Source organism: Nonomuraea wenchangensis (genome assembly GCF_900111685.1).
Lineage (GTDB): Bacteria > Actinomycetota > Actinomycetes > Streptosporangiales > Streptosporangiaceae > Nonomuraea > Nonomuraea wenchangensis.
Map to the genome: position 1 here is coordinate 68,843 of NZ_FOHX01000012.1, position 16,276 is coordinate 85,118.

A 16,276-nucleotide genomic window follows, 5' to 3' on the forward strand; every position below is an offset into this window, starting at 1 on the left:
CGGCCGGTCACACAGAGGAGTCGGGGGCTTGAACGAGCAGCTGAGCAGGGATGCGCTCGACCGCGCCGTGCGCGAGCACGGCGGACGGCTCGCGGCCGCGCTCGTGTCCCTGCTCGGCGACTTCGCCACGGCGGAAGACCTCGTACAGGACGCCGTCGAGACCGCCCTGCGCCGCTGGCCGGAGGAGGGAGTGCCGTACCGTCCCGACGCCTGGTTGTTCACTGTCGCCCGGCGGCGCGGGCTCGACCTGCTCCGCCGCGAGTCGACCTACCGCCACAAGCTCCAGCAGGTGCGTGGCCCCGGATTCCACGAACCCGACGGGCGGCTGCGGCTCATCTTCACCTGCTGCCACCCCGCCCTCGCCCGCGAAGCCCAGATCGCCCTCACCCTGAGGGTGGTGTGCGGCCTCAGCACCGCGCAGATCGCCGCCGCCTTCGTCGTCCCCGAGACCACCGTCGCCCAGCGCCTCACCCGCGCCAAACGCAAGATCGGCGCGGCCGGCATCCCCTACCGCGTCCCGCCCGACCACGAGCTCCCCGAGCGGCTCGACGCCGTCCTCGCCGTCATCTACCTGCTCTTCAACGAGGGCTACCTGTCCAGTACGCCCGAGCGCGCCCACGCCCGCGACCTCGTCGACGACGCGGAATGGCTCGCCACGCTCCTGCACGGACTCCTCCCCAAAGAGCCGGAAGTGGCCGGGCTGCTCGCCCTCATCCGCCTGCACCGGGCCCGCGCCGCCGCCCGCTTCGACGAGCAGGGACGTCTCGTCCTCCTCCAGCGCCAGGACCGCACCCGCTGGGATCGCGACGCCATCGACGACGCCGCCGCCCTGCTGAGGCACGCCGCCCGCGCTCACCACAGCCCGGGGCCCTACCAGCTCCAGGCCGCGATCGTCGCCTGTCACACCGAGGCGCCGAGCTTCGAGGAGACCGACTGGGCGCAGATCCTTGTCCTGTACGACCTGCTGCTCCGCACCGCACCGTCACCGGTCACCTGGCTCCACCGCGCGATCGCCGTGCGCTACGTCCTGGGGCCGGAGGCCGCGCTGGCGGAGCTCGACGCGCTCACCGACGCGTTGCGGCGCTATCCGCTCCTCCATGCCACGCGCGCCGAAGTGCTCCGGGCGCTGGGCCGTACGGACGAGGCGCGGGAGAGCGACGAACGGGCCCTCGCCCTCACCACCAACCCCGCCCAGTACGCCCTGCTGGAAGAGCGGCTGCCGCCGATCACATGAAGTTGCGGGTGTGCAGGGCCGACAGCTCCGCCGCCTCGTCGGCGGGGAAGCCCAGCCGCACGAGCCGATGCTGGCGTCCCTGGTCCATCTCCTCCTGCAACTCCTGGACGGCGGCGTAGCCGCGCCTGATCCCCGACGGGCTCCACTCCCCCGCCGCCAGCAGCACCAGGGCGTCGAACACGTCCTGGTTCAGTCCTGCGCTGGAGACGAGCGTCTGGTGCCGCTGCTCGACCGCGCCACGCAGCCGCCCCAGCAGCGTCGGATCCACCTTCCCCTGGTGCTGCAGATGCGCCACGCCGAACGCCACGTGCCTGGCCTCGTCCTGCCTGGCCATCCTGGCGACCTGGCGGGTGACCGGGTCGGGCGCGTTCCTGTCGATGAAGGTCAGCAGGTTGAGGAAGCTCCCCTCGCCCAGCACGGACAGCAGGAACGAAGCCAGAGAGAAGTCCGGCTCCGTCAGCAGCGTCGCCAGCGACTCCCGCCCGCTGACCGACGAGGTCCCCATCTCCCCGCTGCTGAGCAGCGCCCGGCGGGTGAAGATCTCGACGTGCCTGGCCTCGTCGGCCGCCTGTACGGCGAGCAGTTGCAGCACCTCGCGGAAATGCGGATGGATGCGGGCCAGCAGCCGCGCCGGCACCACCAGCGCCGCCTGCTCGTTCTCGACCAGGAAGGTCATGATCTGCACGACCGCGCGCTCGATCTCGGGCGCGAGCGCGACCTCCGCGTCCCATCCGATCGCGGTCGCCGGATCCCACTGGGCTGAGGCGGCGTGCGCGTACAGGCTGGGCGCCAGCTCCGCCCACACCAGGTCGCGTTCCACGAGATCGGCGTTGAGCGGAGGGCCGCCGGGCTCCACGAGCGCGCCTCGGGCGGCCAGCCCCCAGCTAGGGTCGGGGCTGGCGACGATGCCCCCGGGCTCCGGCCGCCCCGCCCGCTCCGCGCGAGCCCAGCGGTCGAGGTCGGTCCGCCCGCGCGTCACCGTCGCTCTGACGCCCTCGTCGTTCTCCTCCGCCCGCAGCGCCCGGTGGCCCTTGCCACGGCACCACGCCTCCAGGTGCACCACCAGCGCGGGATCGAGACCGGCGACGGCCAGTTCGGCCCCCGGCGGCAGCGTTTCCAGCGCCCGTTGCACCAGCAGATGCGCTCCCTGCTCGAACCCGAGATCCCCGAGGTCGAGCAGCGACCGCGCGGTCCCGGTCACGGTCGGTATCCCTGTGCGGTGACGGTGCCTTCCGCGCTGTAGAAGCCCGTCTCGTCGACGGCTCGCTCCAGCGCGCCGTATCCGCTGACGCGGCCGGGCCGCCAGCTCGTCAGTCCCTCCAGGTCGAACAGCGGTCGCACCTGGGGATCGACATAGGACATCGACAGCAGCAACTCGCCGAAGTTCCGCTTGGTCTGCTCGGGGACGGTGTCGCCGACGCTCATGTTGCAGTGGTCGTACGGCGGCGTCTGGGCGAGGACGCGCGTGCTGCCCGCGCTGAGCGTGCCCTCCTTGCCGAACAGCAGATGGTTGCTGTCGATCATGCAGGCGGCGGCGACCTTCCCCGCGGCGAGCGCCCGGGCGGCGTCGCGTTCGCCGCCGATGTGGTCGCCGTGCAGGCCGACGCCCACGTCGAAACGCCGCAACTCGACCTCGGCGCCTTCCCGCAGCCCGTGCTCGGCGAGGAAGGACCGGGGCAGCAGCGTCGCCTGCGGCGAGTCCACGGCGCCCACCGCGATCGTCTCTCCTCTGAGGTCGGCCAGGTCTTTGTACGGCGAGTCGGCCAGGACCACGATGACCGAGGTGAGATCACGGTCGGTGTCCCGCATCACCAGCGGGGTCAGCGTGCGGCCGTTCGCCTCGGCCAGCCTGCGGCTGCGGATCCAGGACAGCGGCGAGTTCCACGCCGCGTCGATCCGGCCTGAGGCGAGGTCTTCCGCCTGCCGTTCGTAGTTGGAATAGAGGACGAAGTCGAAGGGACAGCCGTGCTCGTTCAGCCAGGAACGGAAGCCTCCCCAGATGGTGACCACCTTCGGGTCATAGGCGACGGCGCCCATCAGCAGAGTCATGGTGGCCTCCTTAGAAGAGCGGCAGGCCGAGAGTGGCCCGGCCGACGAAGTCGTGGAGCGCCTCAGTGGTCGGCGCCATGACACGGGCGGCGAGGGCGTCGCGGAACAGCCGCTCGACGCCGGTCGACTTACGGAAGGCCGAGCCGCCGCAGAGCCGCATGACCTCGTCGGCCACCTCGGCCGCCGCCTCGCCCGCCACGGCCTTGACCTGCAGCACGCGCAGCGTCGCGTCCTCCCGTCCCGCGCCCAGCGCGGCCAGGGTGTCGTCGCGGAAGGCCCGGGCCGTGTCGGCCAGCGTCCTCACCCGCGCGAACCTCGCCCGCTGCAACGGCTGGTCGGCGAGCGTCTGGTCGAGATGCTCCAGTCGCGTGCGCAGCAGATGCTCGCGCGCCGCCCCGAGGAGGGCCTCCATGAGCCCGATGGAGAACGACGCGTTGAGCACCAGGAAGTACGGCAGTCCCGTCTGCAGGGCCTGGTCGAGCCCCTTGCCGTCCGCGCCGAGCAGCGCCTCCGTCTCGACGGTGACGCCCTGGCCCTTGATCGGGTTGGACGCGTTGCCCCGTAACCCGAACCCGTCGAACGGCCCACGCACCTCGAGCCCCGCGGTACGGCTGGGCACCAGCCAGATGCTCATCGGCCCCTCGGCGTCGATGGGCCGGCTCGACCACACGTAACTGTCGGCCTCGCCAGCGGCCGTCACCCAACTCTTGTCGGAGTCGAGTCGTACCCGCCCGCCGTCACGCGTCGCCGTGCCGAGCGGAGCCCAGAAGTGGCTGCGCGACCCGGCTTCCGAGAAGGCCAGCGTCGTCAGGTGCTCGTTGCGGGCGATCTCCTGGCGCGCTCGCGGGCTTCCGTAAGCCTCCACCAAGGCGGTCGCCGCGTAGTGCATCAGGACGATCATCGCCGTCGAACCGCAGGCGCCGGCGAGTCGCTCGACGACGCGAGCGGCCTCGGCCATCCCGGCCCCCTTACCGCCCACCTCCTCGGCGCTGATCAGGCCGAGCAGGCCCGCCTTGGCCAAGGCGTCGATGCTCGCTCTGGGGAACGCACCGGTCCGGTCGATTTCGGCGGCCTGGGGGGCGATGGTGGATTCGATGACGGAATCGAGGGCGGCGAAATGCTCTGAAGCCTCAGGAGACATGGCTAATCACCACTTTCGAGGGGTCGTGGTCGATAGCTGGACGTCGTCGGATGCGCATACACCAATGGACGACAACTGTCATTTCACTCGCGCATTGCGGCGCACGAGGAGATATCGCCCGAGGTGAACAACACAGCCGATCGTACGTAGACGTTCCGTTAGCGTCAACTGTCAGATGATTGGAGCCAGTCCGTGGAAGGTCAATATGAATAAAATTCGCATAGCAACCTGGGGTCCCAGACATCGACCATCCCGATGTGGCACGTAAATGACGAAAATCCGCCTACCACAGTTCATAGCCGCATACAGATCGTGCGCTCACCGACGACGGCGTCCTCCCCGCCCCCGCGATGGCCACCCCACCGGCGCTGCTGGAGAGGTTCTCCCAACGGGCCGACGGGCGTCCGGGCCTCGGCGAAGCCCTGCTCGGCGCCCTGCGGGAGGCCATCGCCGAGCTGTCGCACGGACGTGCCGTCGTCGAGGGCCGCAGCGTGGACACCACAGCGGTGTGCCAGGCTCTGCTGCTGCCCCCGGCGACCTGGACGCGGCCCTGGAGACGACGCGGGCCCTGATGGATTTCGCGTCCTCTTACCGGTTCCTGCCCGACCTCGGCCCGCCGCCACCGACCCGGCACGCTACCGGGTCGTCAACCGGCGCACCGTTGACGAGCACGAGGCGGCCGAGCTCATCCGGTCCTGGATTCAGGACGCCAGCACCGGCCTGGGCTGCGGGCGCGAGCCCTGGCAGAGCCCGGAGGCCGGTGCATGTGCTGCGGCCACCGCGCGGAACTGGCGCCGGCACGAACACAGCGCCCCACCCCCCAGCCCGCGCGGTCCCGCCGTGCGCGAAGGGCTGGGCCCCAGCGATCCCCGACGGCATCCAGGGGCCCTGATCCTCGACTTCGACGGGACCCTCGCCGACACCACATCCAGCCACGAGCAGGCACTACGAGCGGCGCTGCAGCCGCACGGCCACGACCTCGATCACGCCTGGTATCGCCGGCACGTCGGCCTGTCCATCCACGACCTGCCGGCCGCCCTGCCGCTACCCGCAACGAGATCGTCCGATCCAGCCGCGCCCACCTGCTGGCCAGCGTGCACCACATCACCGCCATCGCGTGCGGCGTGAAGCCTCTGCACGCCGCACGCCGGGCTGGCCTGCGCTGCGCCGTCGCCTCGGGCGCCAGCCGGGTCCTCCTCCCTCCCGGGCTCGACGCTCTCGGCCTGAGGCATGAGTTCGCCGCCGTCATCGCACGCGAAGACGTCACGCTCGATAAACCGGCCCCCGATCTGCATTCCGCGGCCGACGCCGCAGCACCGCGGGCGCGAGCCGGCCGCCGCCGCCGAGACAACCGCCGCACCGCACGACACCACGCCGGACACTGGGCCAGGGCCCGCGCCCGGCAGCACACCGCCACAATGCTTGGTGGGCTGTTAGCGGCTGATGGGCTGGGGTAGCCGCGCTGATAGGCGCGGACATCGCGGTCGCTGTACGGCGCCACAGCGGTAAGGGGGAGGCCGTGACGGGGATCAAGCAGGCCGGAGAGAAGAAGCTGATGCTCTTCTCCGGTCGCGCGTACCCGGATCTCGCCCACGAGGTGGCCCGTGAGCTGCGGACCGAAATAGTGTCGACAGAGCTGCGCGAGTTCGCCAACGGCGAGATCTACGTCCGGTTCAACGAGTCCGTCCGCGGCTCTGACGCATTCGTGATCCAGTGTCACTGCAGCCCCATCAACACCTGGATCATGGAGCAGCTCATCATGGTCGACGCGCTCAAGCGCGCCTCGGCGCGGCGCGTCACCGTGGTGGTGCCGTTCTTCGGGTACGCCCGCCAGGACAAGAAGCACCGCGGCCGCGAGCCGATCTCGGCCCGGCTGATGGCCGACCTGTTCGCCGCCGCGGGGGCCGACCGGATCATGACCGTGGACCTGCACACGGCGCAGATCCAGGGCTTCTTCGACGGCCCCGTCGACCACCTGCACGCCCTTCCCCTGCTCGCCGAGCACGTCACCCGGCACGTGGACACGGACCGGCTGACCGTGGTGGCGCCGGACGCCGGCCGGGTCCGCGTGGCCGAGAAATGGACAGATCGGCTCCATTGCCCACTGGCGATCATCCACAAGCGCCGGGACCCCGAGCGGCCCAACGAGGTGAGCGTGCACGAGGTGGTGGGGGACGTGGCCGGGCGGACCTGCGTGATCATCGACGACATGATCGACACCGGCGGCACCGTGGTACGGGCGGCCCAGGCCCTCACCGACCGCGGCGCCACCCGGGTCATCGCGGCCGCCACGCACGGGGTGTTCTCCGATGACGCGGTCGAGCGGCTGGAGCAGGCCGGCCTGGCCCAGCTCGTCATCACCAACACGCTGCCCAACCCGGCGAGCATCCCTTCGGGCAGGATGGTCGTGCTGTCCATCGCTCCGCTGCTGGCCCGGGCCATCAGCGAGGTGTTCCTGGAGGGCTCGGTGACGAGCCTGTTCGAGGGCGAGAGCTGACCGGCGATGCGCACGCTGGTGGAGGTCATCCGGGGGAGGGGGATGACCGATCCCCGTCTGCTGGCCGCCTTCGCCGCCACGCCGCGCGATCGGTTCGTCCCGCCGCGTTCTGCTGTGCGCGCCCAATTCGACGAGCCGATCCCGATCGGCCACGGGCAGCCGACCTCGCAGCCGTCCCTGATCGCGCAGATGATCGACGTTCTGCGGCTCTCGGGCACGGAGACCGTCCTGGAGATCGGCACCGGGTACGGCTACCAGACCGCCCTGCTGGCGCGGCTGGCCCGCCGGGTCTATTCCCTGGAACGTCATGCCGACCTGGCCGAACACGCCCGGGCCAACCTCGCGGGGTTCGGCGTCACCAACGTCGAGGTGCTGGTCGGCGACGGCACCGCCGGCCTGCCCGCCCACGCGCCCTACGACGCCGTCATCGTGTCGGCCGCCGCTCCTTCGGTGCCCGCGCCGCTGGCCTCACAACTGGCCGAGGGCGGCCGGCTCGTCATGCCGATAGCAAGCGAGATTGCCGATATCGTCACGCTCTACACCAAGCGGCAGGACCAGTTGACCCGGCTGCGCTCCCTCACACCGGCCCAATTCGTCCCGCTGGTCGGCGAACACAGCAAGATGCACGACTGAACCTCCTTCAGGCGGTCACCCTCCCTTCCTGGACCGCAGATCCACGATGAGCAGGCCGTCCTCCGTGGTGGCAGCCGTGCCGAACGCCTCGCAGGCGTCGATGAAACGCTGGCTGAGCCAGGCGCGTTCCCAGCCTTCTGCCAGGACGGTGCGGCAGTAGTCGAGTTTGAGCGGCACGGCGCGCAGCCGTACGGGACCGAGCTCGTCGATGGTCACCAGGAACAGCAGCGACAGGTCGTTGCGCAGCTCCGGGTCCACCAGGTAATCGTCGAGAAAGTCCCCCATGTCGTACAGGACCGGCGGTGCGACCCCGTGCGCGATGTGCGCGGAGTGGCCGGCGATCAGCGTCGCCCCGGCGTCGGCCAGAATCGTGGCCGCGGCGCGGATGTACGGCTGCGGCGCGGCCGTCATGTTGGGACCCCAGTGAGGGCTGACCAGCACGGCATCCGTTTCCTCACGCATCCTCGCCACGGTGTCCGTCAGCCAGTCAGGGACGCCGGACTGCAGGTCGGCGTAGGCGACCCCGGGCTGGTCGGAGGTGGCCGCATAGTCCTCCGGGTGGTCGGTCACGGAGATGACGGCGATGCGCATCCCGCGTACAGCGAGGGTGGCCGGCTCACGCGCCTGGTCCAGGGTGGCGCCCGCACCCGCCGTGCCGATCTCCATGTGCTCGAGATGCGCGCAGGTGTCGAGCAGCGCGTCGTAGCCGTAGTCCAGCGCGTGGTTGTTGGCCATCGTGACGCAGGTGACGCCGAGCTCGGCGAGGAGATCGACGCCCTGCGGCGGGGCGCGGAAATGAAAGATCTTGCCAGGCGCGCACCACGGGCTGCCGCGATCGGAGATGCAGCACTCGAGGTTGAGCAGGATGGCATCGGCCTCGGACAGGTAGCCTCGGACGCCGTCCGAGATGTACATGTCCGGGTCGCTGGACGTGGCCAGCAGGTCCGCGACGCCACGGCCGAGCATCGTGTCACCCGCCAGCGCGAGCGTGACAGTCACAAGATCCCCCTGCCCGCGATGACGTGTTCAAACGCGTCCAGCCGGCACCGCGCGCCAGGTGAACGGCGTCACCGTCCCCACCCTGCACGGCTTCCGCGTTTCCTTCCTTGTCGCGACGGGCGCGATGGCGATCGGCCTGCTCGCGGCCGTCTTCCTGCCTCGGGCCCCCGCCCGGCAGGCCACGGCACCGGGCGGGCGGCGAGGAGCACGCCAAGCCGGAGCCGCCCGGGCTCGACTGAACCCGCGGACGGCGCCCCGCCGACGCCGCCTGGCCCACGATGGCGTCTTGGTACCGAAGCCGCTCCCCCGCCTGTGCGGCACTCGCTCGCCGCGGACCAGCGGCTATCCCATCCGCGTACCGGTTCTCGACGGCAGATGGCCGCCGATGGACAGCGAGCTGACCGATCGTGTTCGTCGCGAACTCGGGCCGGCCACGGTGGTCCTGCAGCGAACCGACGCGGCACCACCAAGCCACAGCGGTCGCGTTCGCGACGGCCACCGGCATGGTCCCCATCGAGCTGCGTAAGGAACAGGCGGGAAACATCCTGAACTCCCTGGCGTCCGCCGCCGCGCTCAAGGAGCCTTGCGGCCGCGGCGGCAACGAACGGCTGATGGCGGGCCGGACGGTGGTGATGGCGGCGCACCGGCTGCGTACCGCGCGCTACGCCGCCTTCTGGGACATCTCCATGGCGCCGGCGGCGCCTGAACAGGGGGCGGGCCAGGCCACCGGGTCACCCGAGCTTGAGCAGCAGTTCGGTGAGCTCGGCCGGCATGGTGATCATGCAGTCGTGGCCCGTCGGCAGCTCCCACACCTGTGCCGGGGTGCCGTTCGGCTGTGTCGGCGGGACGGGCCGCCGGGTGATGCCCTCCGGTACGTCCGCGACGCAGTGGATGTGCGTCCGCTGGATCGCGCGCGTGGCGGGGTTGTCCAGCCGGACGGGCTGCTGCAGGCAGAGCACCGGCTGGTCCGACAGCATCGCCCGCAGCCATGCCACGTCCGCCGGGTCGGTCACCCCGAACAGGCCCAGAGGCGGCGGCAGCTCGGGCATCGGCGGGATCCGCCAGCCGGTCCCCGACCGCGCGGCGCGGTCGATGAGGGCCTGGGTCACGGGTTGCACGTCCACCGCGCTCTCGCCGTCCTCCGGGACCATCGCGTCGAGATAGACCAGATGGGCGATCCGCTCCGGGACGCGGTTGGCGGCGGAGGAGATGACCAGCCCGGCGTAGCTGTGGCCGACCAGGATGACGTCGGTGAGGTCCTTCTCGGTGATCAGTTCGACGATGTCGCCGGCGTGGGTGTCCAGTCCGACCTCGGGGCCGAGCAGATGGGCCTTGTCGCCGTAGCCGGTGAGCGACGGCGCGGCCACCCGGTGCCCGGCCGAGGTCAGGAGCGGGACGACCCGCTCCCAGCATCGCCCGTTGTGCCAGGCCCCGTGTACCAGCACGTACGTTGCCATGAATGCGGCTCCTTGCTCAGAGGGAGCACCGGCCGAGCCGGCCGGTGTTCGTTCCGGAGCGAGGTTTCCGCTCGCCCGCCGGCGGAGCCAGAGCCCTCGCGATCCTGGGGGTGAGGGGGCCAGGCACGCGCGAAGCTGCGCGCACTACCGTGGGCACATGAGCGGCGAATCCAACCTTCTGGGCGATTACGTACGCGCCCGCCGGGAGCTCGTCACCCCTGAGCAAGCCGGCATCCCCTCCGTGGGGGTACGGCGCGTGCCGGGCCTGCGCAGGGAGGAGGTCGCGATGCTCGCCGGCATCAGCGCCGACTACTACCTGCGCCTGGAGCAGGGCCGCGACCGCAACCCCTCCGCGCAGGTGCTGGAGTCCCTCGCCCGCGTGCTGCGGCTCGACGACGACGCGACGGCCTACCTGCTCCGCCTCGGGGAGGGGCATCCCCGGCGGCGCCGGCGGCGGCCCCGCAAGGAGAGCGTCCCCGCCGGCGTCGCCAAGCTCGTCGCCACGCTCGCGCTGCCCGCGTACGTGGAGGGCCGCTCCTTCGACGTCCTGGCCGCCAACACGCAGGCAACCGCCCTGTCGCCGCGCCTCGGGGCGGGGCGCAACCGCCTGCGGGACGTGTTCCTCGACCCGGCCGAGCAGGCTCTCTACCCGGACTGGGAGGACGCCGCGCAGGGCATGGTCGCCGGCTTCCGCGCGTCCGTCGGCACCGACACCGACGACCCCCGCTTCATCGAACTCGTCGGCGAGCTCTCCCTCGCCAGCCCGCTGTTCAGCAGGCTCTGGGCCCGCCACGACGTGAACACCTGCGAAGGCACGCCCAAGCACCTTGACCATCCCCAGGTCGGCGAGCTGTGGCTGAACCGGGAGCGGCTCGGCGTCAGCGGCGCGGCGGGCCAGACGCTCGTCGTCCTCCACCCCGACCCCGGCACCGGCAGCGCCGAGAAGCTGGCGCTCCTCGCCTCCGTCCTGCCGGCGGCGACCTGAGCGGCGCCGCGGCGGCGGCCGCGTTCGAAGCCGCGGTCCGGGCCATCGCCCCGATGACCTCCTGGCCGGCGACCAGTCCGGCAGCAGGGACGAGCGGTCACAATAGAGCAGATCCGACACCCCGTTGGGAGGAGGTCCATGAGCGACTCCGCAGCGTCGACTGTGAGAGCCTCCGCCGGCGCGAAAGGGCGGCCAGCGGGTCCGCCGGCGGAAAGACCGTGCGGGACCTGCCCTTACCGTCGGGACGTGCTGTCCGGATTGTGGGCGCGGGAGGAGTACGACAAGCTGCGCGGCTACGACCGGCCGACCTTCGCTCAGCCGGTGACGCTGTGGCTGTGCCATCAGCACGGCCGCAGCTCGCCCCGGCGGGGGGTGTGCGCGGGCTGGGCCGGCTACCACGACGGCATCCACACTGCTGGCGGTCCGGGTCACGCTGGCGACCGGGCTGCTCAGTCCCGCGGACGCGCGCGCCGTCGAGACCTACACCTCGCCCGTGCCGCTCTTCGCCTCCGGCACTCAGGCCGCTGAGCATGGCCTGGCCGACCTCGATACGCCGAGCCCTCAAGCTGTGCAGGCGATCGCCACATTCGATCGCCGGCGAGCGGCACCGGCCGTGCAGGGTGAGGCGACGACCGCACCGACTCCCGACACGGTCCAGCCGATCGCCGACCCTCACCGGCCAGCCGGCCGCCCTCGCGCAGAGCGAACCCGCCGGTGACACACCGCACGCGGACAAGCCCGGCATTCCGCCCAGCAAGCCGAACCGCGCCAGATCATGATTGCCGACACGACGAAGCCGCGCACGACACCGCCCCCGCACGACACCGCGCCACGGCGTCATCCCGCCGATTTCGACGTCGCCGGCTGGCAGCGGCATGCCAGCACCGCGATGTCGGCGGTGGTTGTACCGCCGGTGGCGGTCAGCCGGCCCGCGATCAACCCGCCAGCGGCTCCGCCGTTCCAGCGACGTCGTGATCCGTGTCGGCCTAGGATCGGGTTCCTGACCGGCCCCTGGTGCAGTGGGAGGGTGTATGGCGGAGCTTGGGCTGCCGGAGGCGATCGAGCAGATCCGTCAGGAGCTGCGGGAGGCGATCGCCGCGGGCGCTGATGCGGAGATCCAGTTCCCCGTCGGGGAGGTGACGCTGGAGTTCCAGGTCGGGATGAAGAAGACCGGCGAGGGCAGCGGCAAGGTCAAGGTATGGGTGCTGGAGGCTGGCGCCGGCGGCAAGATCGAGCACGATCGGGTGCAGAAGGTGACCGTCGTCCTGCAGCCGCCCGTCGATCCGCAGGGTGATCCGGTCAAGGTGTCGCGCCGTTCGTCAGCCAAGCCTGGTTAGCCGAAGGGGGCGGGGTGATGCTGGTGGCGATCCAGGACCGGTTCGTCGAGGTGATCGCCCAGGTCGCCGTCGGCCGCGGCTCGACGGCCCGGACGGAGTGGCAGGTCGCCTCGGGTTTCCTGATCGACGGCCGTCACGTGTTGACCTCGTTGCATGCCGTTGCCGACGGTGACATCGAAGTCCGTCGGGCCATCCCCTGGCCCGATGGCCCGAAGATGAGTTGGCGGGCGCGGGTGCGGCTGCGCGGCGAGGCCGGACACGCGGATCTGGCCGTGCTGGAGCTCACTGAGGACGCGCCTGCGGATATCGGTCTGTTGCCGATGATCGGGTTCGCGCGCATCGCCGACCGTACGGAGCGGCTGGAAGTGGTCGAGGATTGCGGTGCGGTGGGGTTCCCGCGATTCCTTGAGCGCGGCCACGGCGCGGCGGCGGTCCGCCAGGCCGCCCAGATCGGCGGCCGGATCCCCGTCTCACAGCGGCCGGGGCCGGGCCTGTTCACCTTGCAGACCGGGCATCGCCCCGAGGGGCCGCCGCTGCCGTCGGCCGGCACGGCGCTGGCCGGGTCGGCCTGGTCGGGCATGTCCGGGGCGGCAGTGCTGGCCGGCGACCTGGTCGTCGGGGTGGTGTCGGAACACGCGCCGCGTCAGGGCGCCTCGGATCTCACCATCGTGCCGATCACGTTGATCGACACTCTCCCCGACCGTGATGCGTGGTGGGCGCTGCTCGGCACCAGCTCTGGCCGGTTACGCACGCTGCCCGACGCGGGTGGCGGCGGGGTGTGGGCGGACGGGTGTCCGTATCAGGGGCTGGCGCCGTTCGGCCCGGAGCAGGCGGTCCTGTTTCACGGGCGGGGCCAGGCCACCGCCCGGCTGCAGGCGATGGTCACGGCGATGGTCGCCGACGAGCGCGCGGGGGGCGGGCTGGTCATGGTGACCGGCGCTTCCGGGGCGGGTAAGTCGTCGCTGCTGCACGCCGGGCTTCTGCCTGCCCTGACCGCCGCCTCCGGCGACCCCAGCGGTTGTCCGTCGTGGCCGCAGGTGTGCTTGACCCCCTCCGAGCGGCCGTTGCAGGAGTTGGCCGTGCAGCTGGCGGTGCGGTGCGGCGCCGACCCCGATGTGGTGCTGGGTGAGCTGGGTGCCGATCCGGCCGGAGCCCGGGTGCGAGCCCGGCAGGTTTTGGCCGCCGAGGCGATCCGCCGCCGCCAGCTGGGCGGGTCCGGCGAGACCCCCCGGCGGCTGATCATGGTGGTGGATCAGTTCGAGGAGCTGTTCACCTCGTCATTGTGCGGGCATGCCGAGGAGGCGGCCGCGTTCGTGGCCGCGCTTGATGCGATCGCCACCCCGACTGGGCCGCCACCGGCCGGCCCGCAGGCTCCCGGCCTGGATGCGACCGGCCGGCAGGGCGCGGACCGGCACGATCGGGAGCCGGCCGGGATCGTGGTGCTGGCGGTGCGCGGCGACTTCATCGACCGGTGCGCCGCCCATCCGGCGCTGGCGCGGGCGCTGGAGGAGCGGGCGTTCGTGCTGGGCCCGATGAGCGAGCCGGAACTGCGCCGCGCGATCACCGGGCCGGCCGCGGCGGCCGGGCTGAGGGTGCAGGACGGTCTGGCCGAGCAGGTGGTGCGCGACCTGATCGACCACACCCGGGCCACAGCCGACGGGGCGCCGGGCGGCGGCTCGGTGGTGGGGGCGCTGCCGCTGCTGTCGATGGCGATGGTGCGCACCTGGCACAACCGCCACGACGGACAGCTGACCCTGCACGGCTACGACCGCTCCGGCGGCGTCGCCTCCGCCGTTGAGGATGCCGCCGAAGACGCCTACCGCGACCTGTCCCCGCAGCAGCAGGAGGCCGCTCAAGGGGTCTTGCTGGCGCTGACCCTCATCGGCGCCGACGGGCAGGTCGTGCGGCAGCGCGTAAGTGTCAGTGAGCTGATCGCCCGCTGCGAGCCAGCCGGGCCTGAGGTGGTCCGCCACATCGTGACGGCCTTCACCCGCGCCCGGCTGATGGTGACCGGTTCCGCGCCACCCTTCCCCGTAGCCGCGCCCGCCGGCGCGCCGGGCACATCCGACTCGACCGCGACAGACAGCGGCGCTTCCTCCACCACGGCGGGCGATCCTCCGGCGAAGCTCGGGGACCCAGCGGGCGGCACCGTCGAACTCGCCCACGACGTCCTGCTCAGCGCCTGGCCACGCCTGCGCTCCTGGCTGGCCGAGGAGGAAGCCGATCGCCGGCTGCACGGCGAGATCTGCCAGGACGCCACCGAATGGGCGCGGACCGGCCAAGATGCGTCGTTCCTGTACCGCGGCATCCGGCTGGAGACGGCCCAGCTCGCCGCGGCGCGATGGCAGGCCGACCCCGGCCGCTACCTCGGGCTGCCCGAGGTCGCCACCGCCTTCCTGCACGCCGGCGCCCGGTCCGCCACCCGCGCCCGGCGTCGCAGGCAGGCCCGGTTCTCTGCCCTGGCCGGACTCCTGGTCATCGCTGTCATCACCGCGATAACCGCCCTGCGCTTCGCCCAGGACGCCGACCGGCAAACTAGAGAAGCGGTTCGGGAACGCACCGGGGCAGTGTCCAGCCAGCTGGCCGCCTACAGCCAATCCTTGCCCAACGACCCGGTGACGGCGGCCCGCCTGGCAGCGGCGGCCTGGGCGATCGCCCCGACCAGCGACGCCCGCACGAGCATGTACGCGCTGGTCAGCCAGCCTGCGCGAGGCATCCTGAAGGGCCACACCGACCCGCTGCGCTCGGTGGCGTTCAGCCCGGACGGCACCCGCCTGGCCAGCGCCGGCAACGATCGCACGGTGCGGGTGTGGGATGCAGCCATCGGCCGCCCCATCGGCGCCCCGCTCACCGGCCACACCGACGAGGTGCATTCGGTGGTGTTCAGCCCGGACGGCACCCGCCTGGCCACCGCTGGTGCCGATGAGACGGTGCGGGTGTGGAACGCGGAGACCGGCCGCCAAATCCGCGCCCTCACCGGCCACACCCGCACGGTGAACTCAGTGGTGTTCAGCCCGGACGGCACCCGCCTGGCCACCGCCAGCGACGACGGCACGGTGCGGGTGTGGGATACGGACACCGGCCGCCAAATCCGCAAACTCACCAGCCACACCGGCTCGGTGTACTCCGTGGTGTTCAGCCCGGACGGCACCCGCCTGGCCTCGGCCGGTGTCGATAAAGCGGTGCGGGTGTGGGATGCGACCACCGGCCGCCAAATCGGCGCCCCGTTCACGGGCCACACCGGCACGGTGTCCTCGGTGGTGCTTAGTCCGGACGGCAGTCGCCTGGCCTCAGCTAGTTTCGACAAGGTGGTGCGGGTGTGGGATGCGGCCATAGGCCGCCAAATCGGCACCCCGCTCACCGGCGACACCGACGAGGTGTCCTCGGTGGCGTTCAGCCCGGACGGCACCCGCCTGGCCAGCGCCGGCATCGATGACACGGTGCGGGTGCTGGTGCGGGATATGACCACCGGTCGACCCATCGGCCCCCCGCTCACCGGCGACACCGACACGTTGATCTCGGTAGCGTTCAGCCCAGACAGCACCCGCCTGGCCAGCGCTGGCAACGATGGCACGGTGCGGGTGTGGGATGCGGCTATAGGCCGCCAAATCGGCGCCCCGTTCACCGGCGGCACCGGCACGGTGTTCTCGGTGGTGTTCAGCCCGGACGGCACCCGCTTGGCCAGCGCCGGCGATGATGGCACGGTGCGGGTGTGGGATGCGACCACCGGCCGCCAAATGCGCACCCTCACCGGCCACACCGCCGCGGTGTTCTCGGTGGTGTTCAGTCCGGACGGCACCCGCCTGGCCAGCGCCGGCGATGATGGCACGGTGCGGATGTGGGATGCGACCACCGGCCGCCAAATCCGCACCCTCACCGGCCACACCGACTCGGTGTCCTCGGTGGTGTTCAGCCCGGACGGCACCCGCCTGGCCAGCGCCGGC

13 protein-coding genes and 1 pseudogene are annotated in these 16,276 nt (G+C 71.7%); 9 read left to right on the plus strand and 5 right to left on the minus strand.

Annotated elements, in window-relative coordinates:
• Positions 1–28 precede the first annotated feature (28 nt).
• Positions 29–1,234 carry an RNA polymerase sigma factor gene (locus tag BMW85_RS31120; protein ID WP_091088567.1) on the plus strand — a complete coding sequence of 402 codons (1,206 nt, stop codon included), beginning with the start codon at positions 29–31 and terminating at the stop codon, positions 1,232–1,234.
• On the opposite strand, the gene BMW85_RS31125 is transcribed toward BMW85_RS31120, so the two are convergent.
• Genes BMW85_RS31125 through BMW85_RS31135 form a run of 3 tightly spaced genes read right to left on the minus strand, consistent with a single transcriptional unit; the run spans position 1,227 to position 4,424 of the window.
• Positions 1,227–2,435 carry a sulfurtransferase TusA family protein gene (locus BMW85_RS31125; protein ID WP_091088570.1) on the minus strand — a complete coding sequence of 403 codons (1,209 nt, stop codon included), beginning with the start codon at positions 2,433–2,435 and terminating at the stop codon, positions 1,227–1,229. The genes BMW85_RS31120 and BMW85_RS31125 overlap by 8 nt on opposite strands.
• On the minus strand, positions 2,432–3,283 hold the full coding sequence (locus BMW85_RS31130) for a phosphate/phosphite/phosphonate ABC transporter substrate-binding protein (RefSeq protein WP_091088571.1): 852 nt from the start codon (positions 3,281–3,283) through the stop codon (positions 2,432–2,434). The genes BMW85_RS31125 and BMW85_RS31130 overlap by 4 nt, the downstream gene beginning before the upstream one ends.
• 10 nt (positions 3,284–3,293) lie before the next feature.
• On the minus strand, positions 3,294–4,424 hold the full coding sequence (locus BMW85_RS31135; RefSeq protein WP_091088574.1) for an acyl-CoA dehydrogenase family protein: 1,131 nt from the start codon (positions 4,422–4,424) through the stop codon (positions 3,294–3,296).
• A gap of 350 nt (positions 4,425–4,774) precedes the next feature.
• Between BMW85_RS31135 and BMW85_RS31140 the strand changes: the two genes are divergently transcribed.
• The 3 genes from BMW85_RS31140 to BMW85_RS31155 all read left to right on the plus strand — a co-directional run bounded on the left by BMW85_RS31140 (position 4,775) and on the right by BMW85_RS31155 (position 7,554).
• Entirely contained in the window at positions 4,775–4,996 is a 222-nt protein-coding gene (locus BMW85_RS31140) for a hypothetical protein (protein WP_091088575.1), read from the plus strand.
• 947 nt (positions 4,997–5,943) lie between these two features.
• Positions 5,944–6,921 carry a ribose-phosphate diphosphokinase gene (locus BMW85_RS31150; RefSeq protein ID WP_091088580.1) on the plus strand — a complete coding sequence of 326 codons (978 nt, stop codon included), beginning with the start codon at positions 5,944–5,946 and terminating at the stop codon, positions 6,919–6,921.
• Positions 6,922–6,927: 6 nt separating this feature from the next.
• Positions 6,928–7,554, plus strand: a complete 627-nt coding sequence (locus BMW85_RS31155) for a protein-L-isoaspartate(D-aspartate) O-methyltransferase (RefSeq protein WP_091088582.1) — start codon at positions 6,928–6,930, stop codon at positions 7,552–7,554.
• A 15-nt stretch (positions 7,555–7,569) separates the two neighbouring features.
• Here the strand turns inward: BMW85_RS31155 and BMW85_RS31160 are convergent, their stop codons facing one another.
• Both BMW85_RS31160 and BMW85_RS31170 read right to left on the minus strand, forming a co-directional pair.
• Positions 7,570–8,553 carry a CapA family protein gene (locus BMW85_RS31160; protein WP_091088585.1) on the minus strand — a complete coding sequence of 328 codons (984 nt, stop codon included), beginning with the start codon at positions 8,551–8,553 and terminating at the stop codon, positions 7,570–7,572.
• 731 nt (positions 8,554–9,284) lie between these two features.
• Positions 9,285–10,010, minus strand: coding sequence for an alpha/beta fold hydrolase (locus BMW85_RS31170; RefSeq protein WP_091088588.1), 726 nt, complete (start codon positions 10,008–10,010; stop codon positions 9,285–9,287).
• 157 nt (positions 10,011–10,167) lie between these two features.
• Here BMW85_RS31170 and BMW85_RS31175 point away from each other — a divergent pair, with 157 nt between their 5' ends.
• The 5 genes and pseudogenes from BMW85_RS31175 to BMW85_RS31190 form a co-directional block, all read left to right on the plus strand.
• Positions 10,168–10,995, plus strand: coding sequence for a helix-turn-helix domain-containing protein (locus tag BMW85_RS31175; protein WP_091088591.1), 828 nt, complete (start codon positions 10,168–10,170; stop codon positions 10,993–10,995).
• Positions 10,996–11,133: 138 nt separating this feature from the next.
• Positions 11,134–11,364, plus strand: a pseudogene (locus BMW85_RS52625) (DUF6283 family protein); the annotation flags it as partial.
• Complete coding sequence (locus BMW85_RS52630; RefSeq protein WP_425434388.1) at positions 11,336–11,713, plus strand: DUF6283 family protein; 378 nt, start codon at positions 11,336–11,338, stop codon at positions 11,711–11,713. The pseudogene BMW85_RS52625 and the gene BMW85_RS52630, both read left to right, overlap by 29 nt.
• Before the next feature lie 313 nt (positions 11,714–12,026).
• Complete coding sequence (locus BMW85_RS31185) at positions 12,027–12,332, plus strand: trypco2 family protein (protein ID WP_091088594.1); 306 nt, start codon at positions 12,027–12,029, stop codon at positions 12,330–12,332.
• 17 nt (positions 12,333–12,349) lie between these two features.
• Positions 12,350–16,276 (plus strand): nSTAND1 domain-containing NTPase (locus tag BMW85_RS31190; protein WP_218155989.1); only part of this gene is annotated, 3,927 nt, incomplete at its 3' end.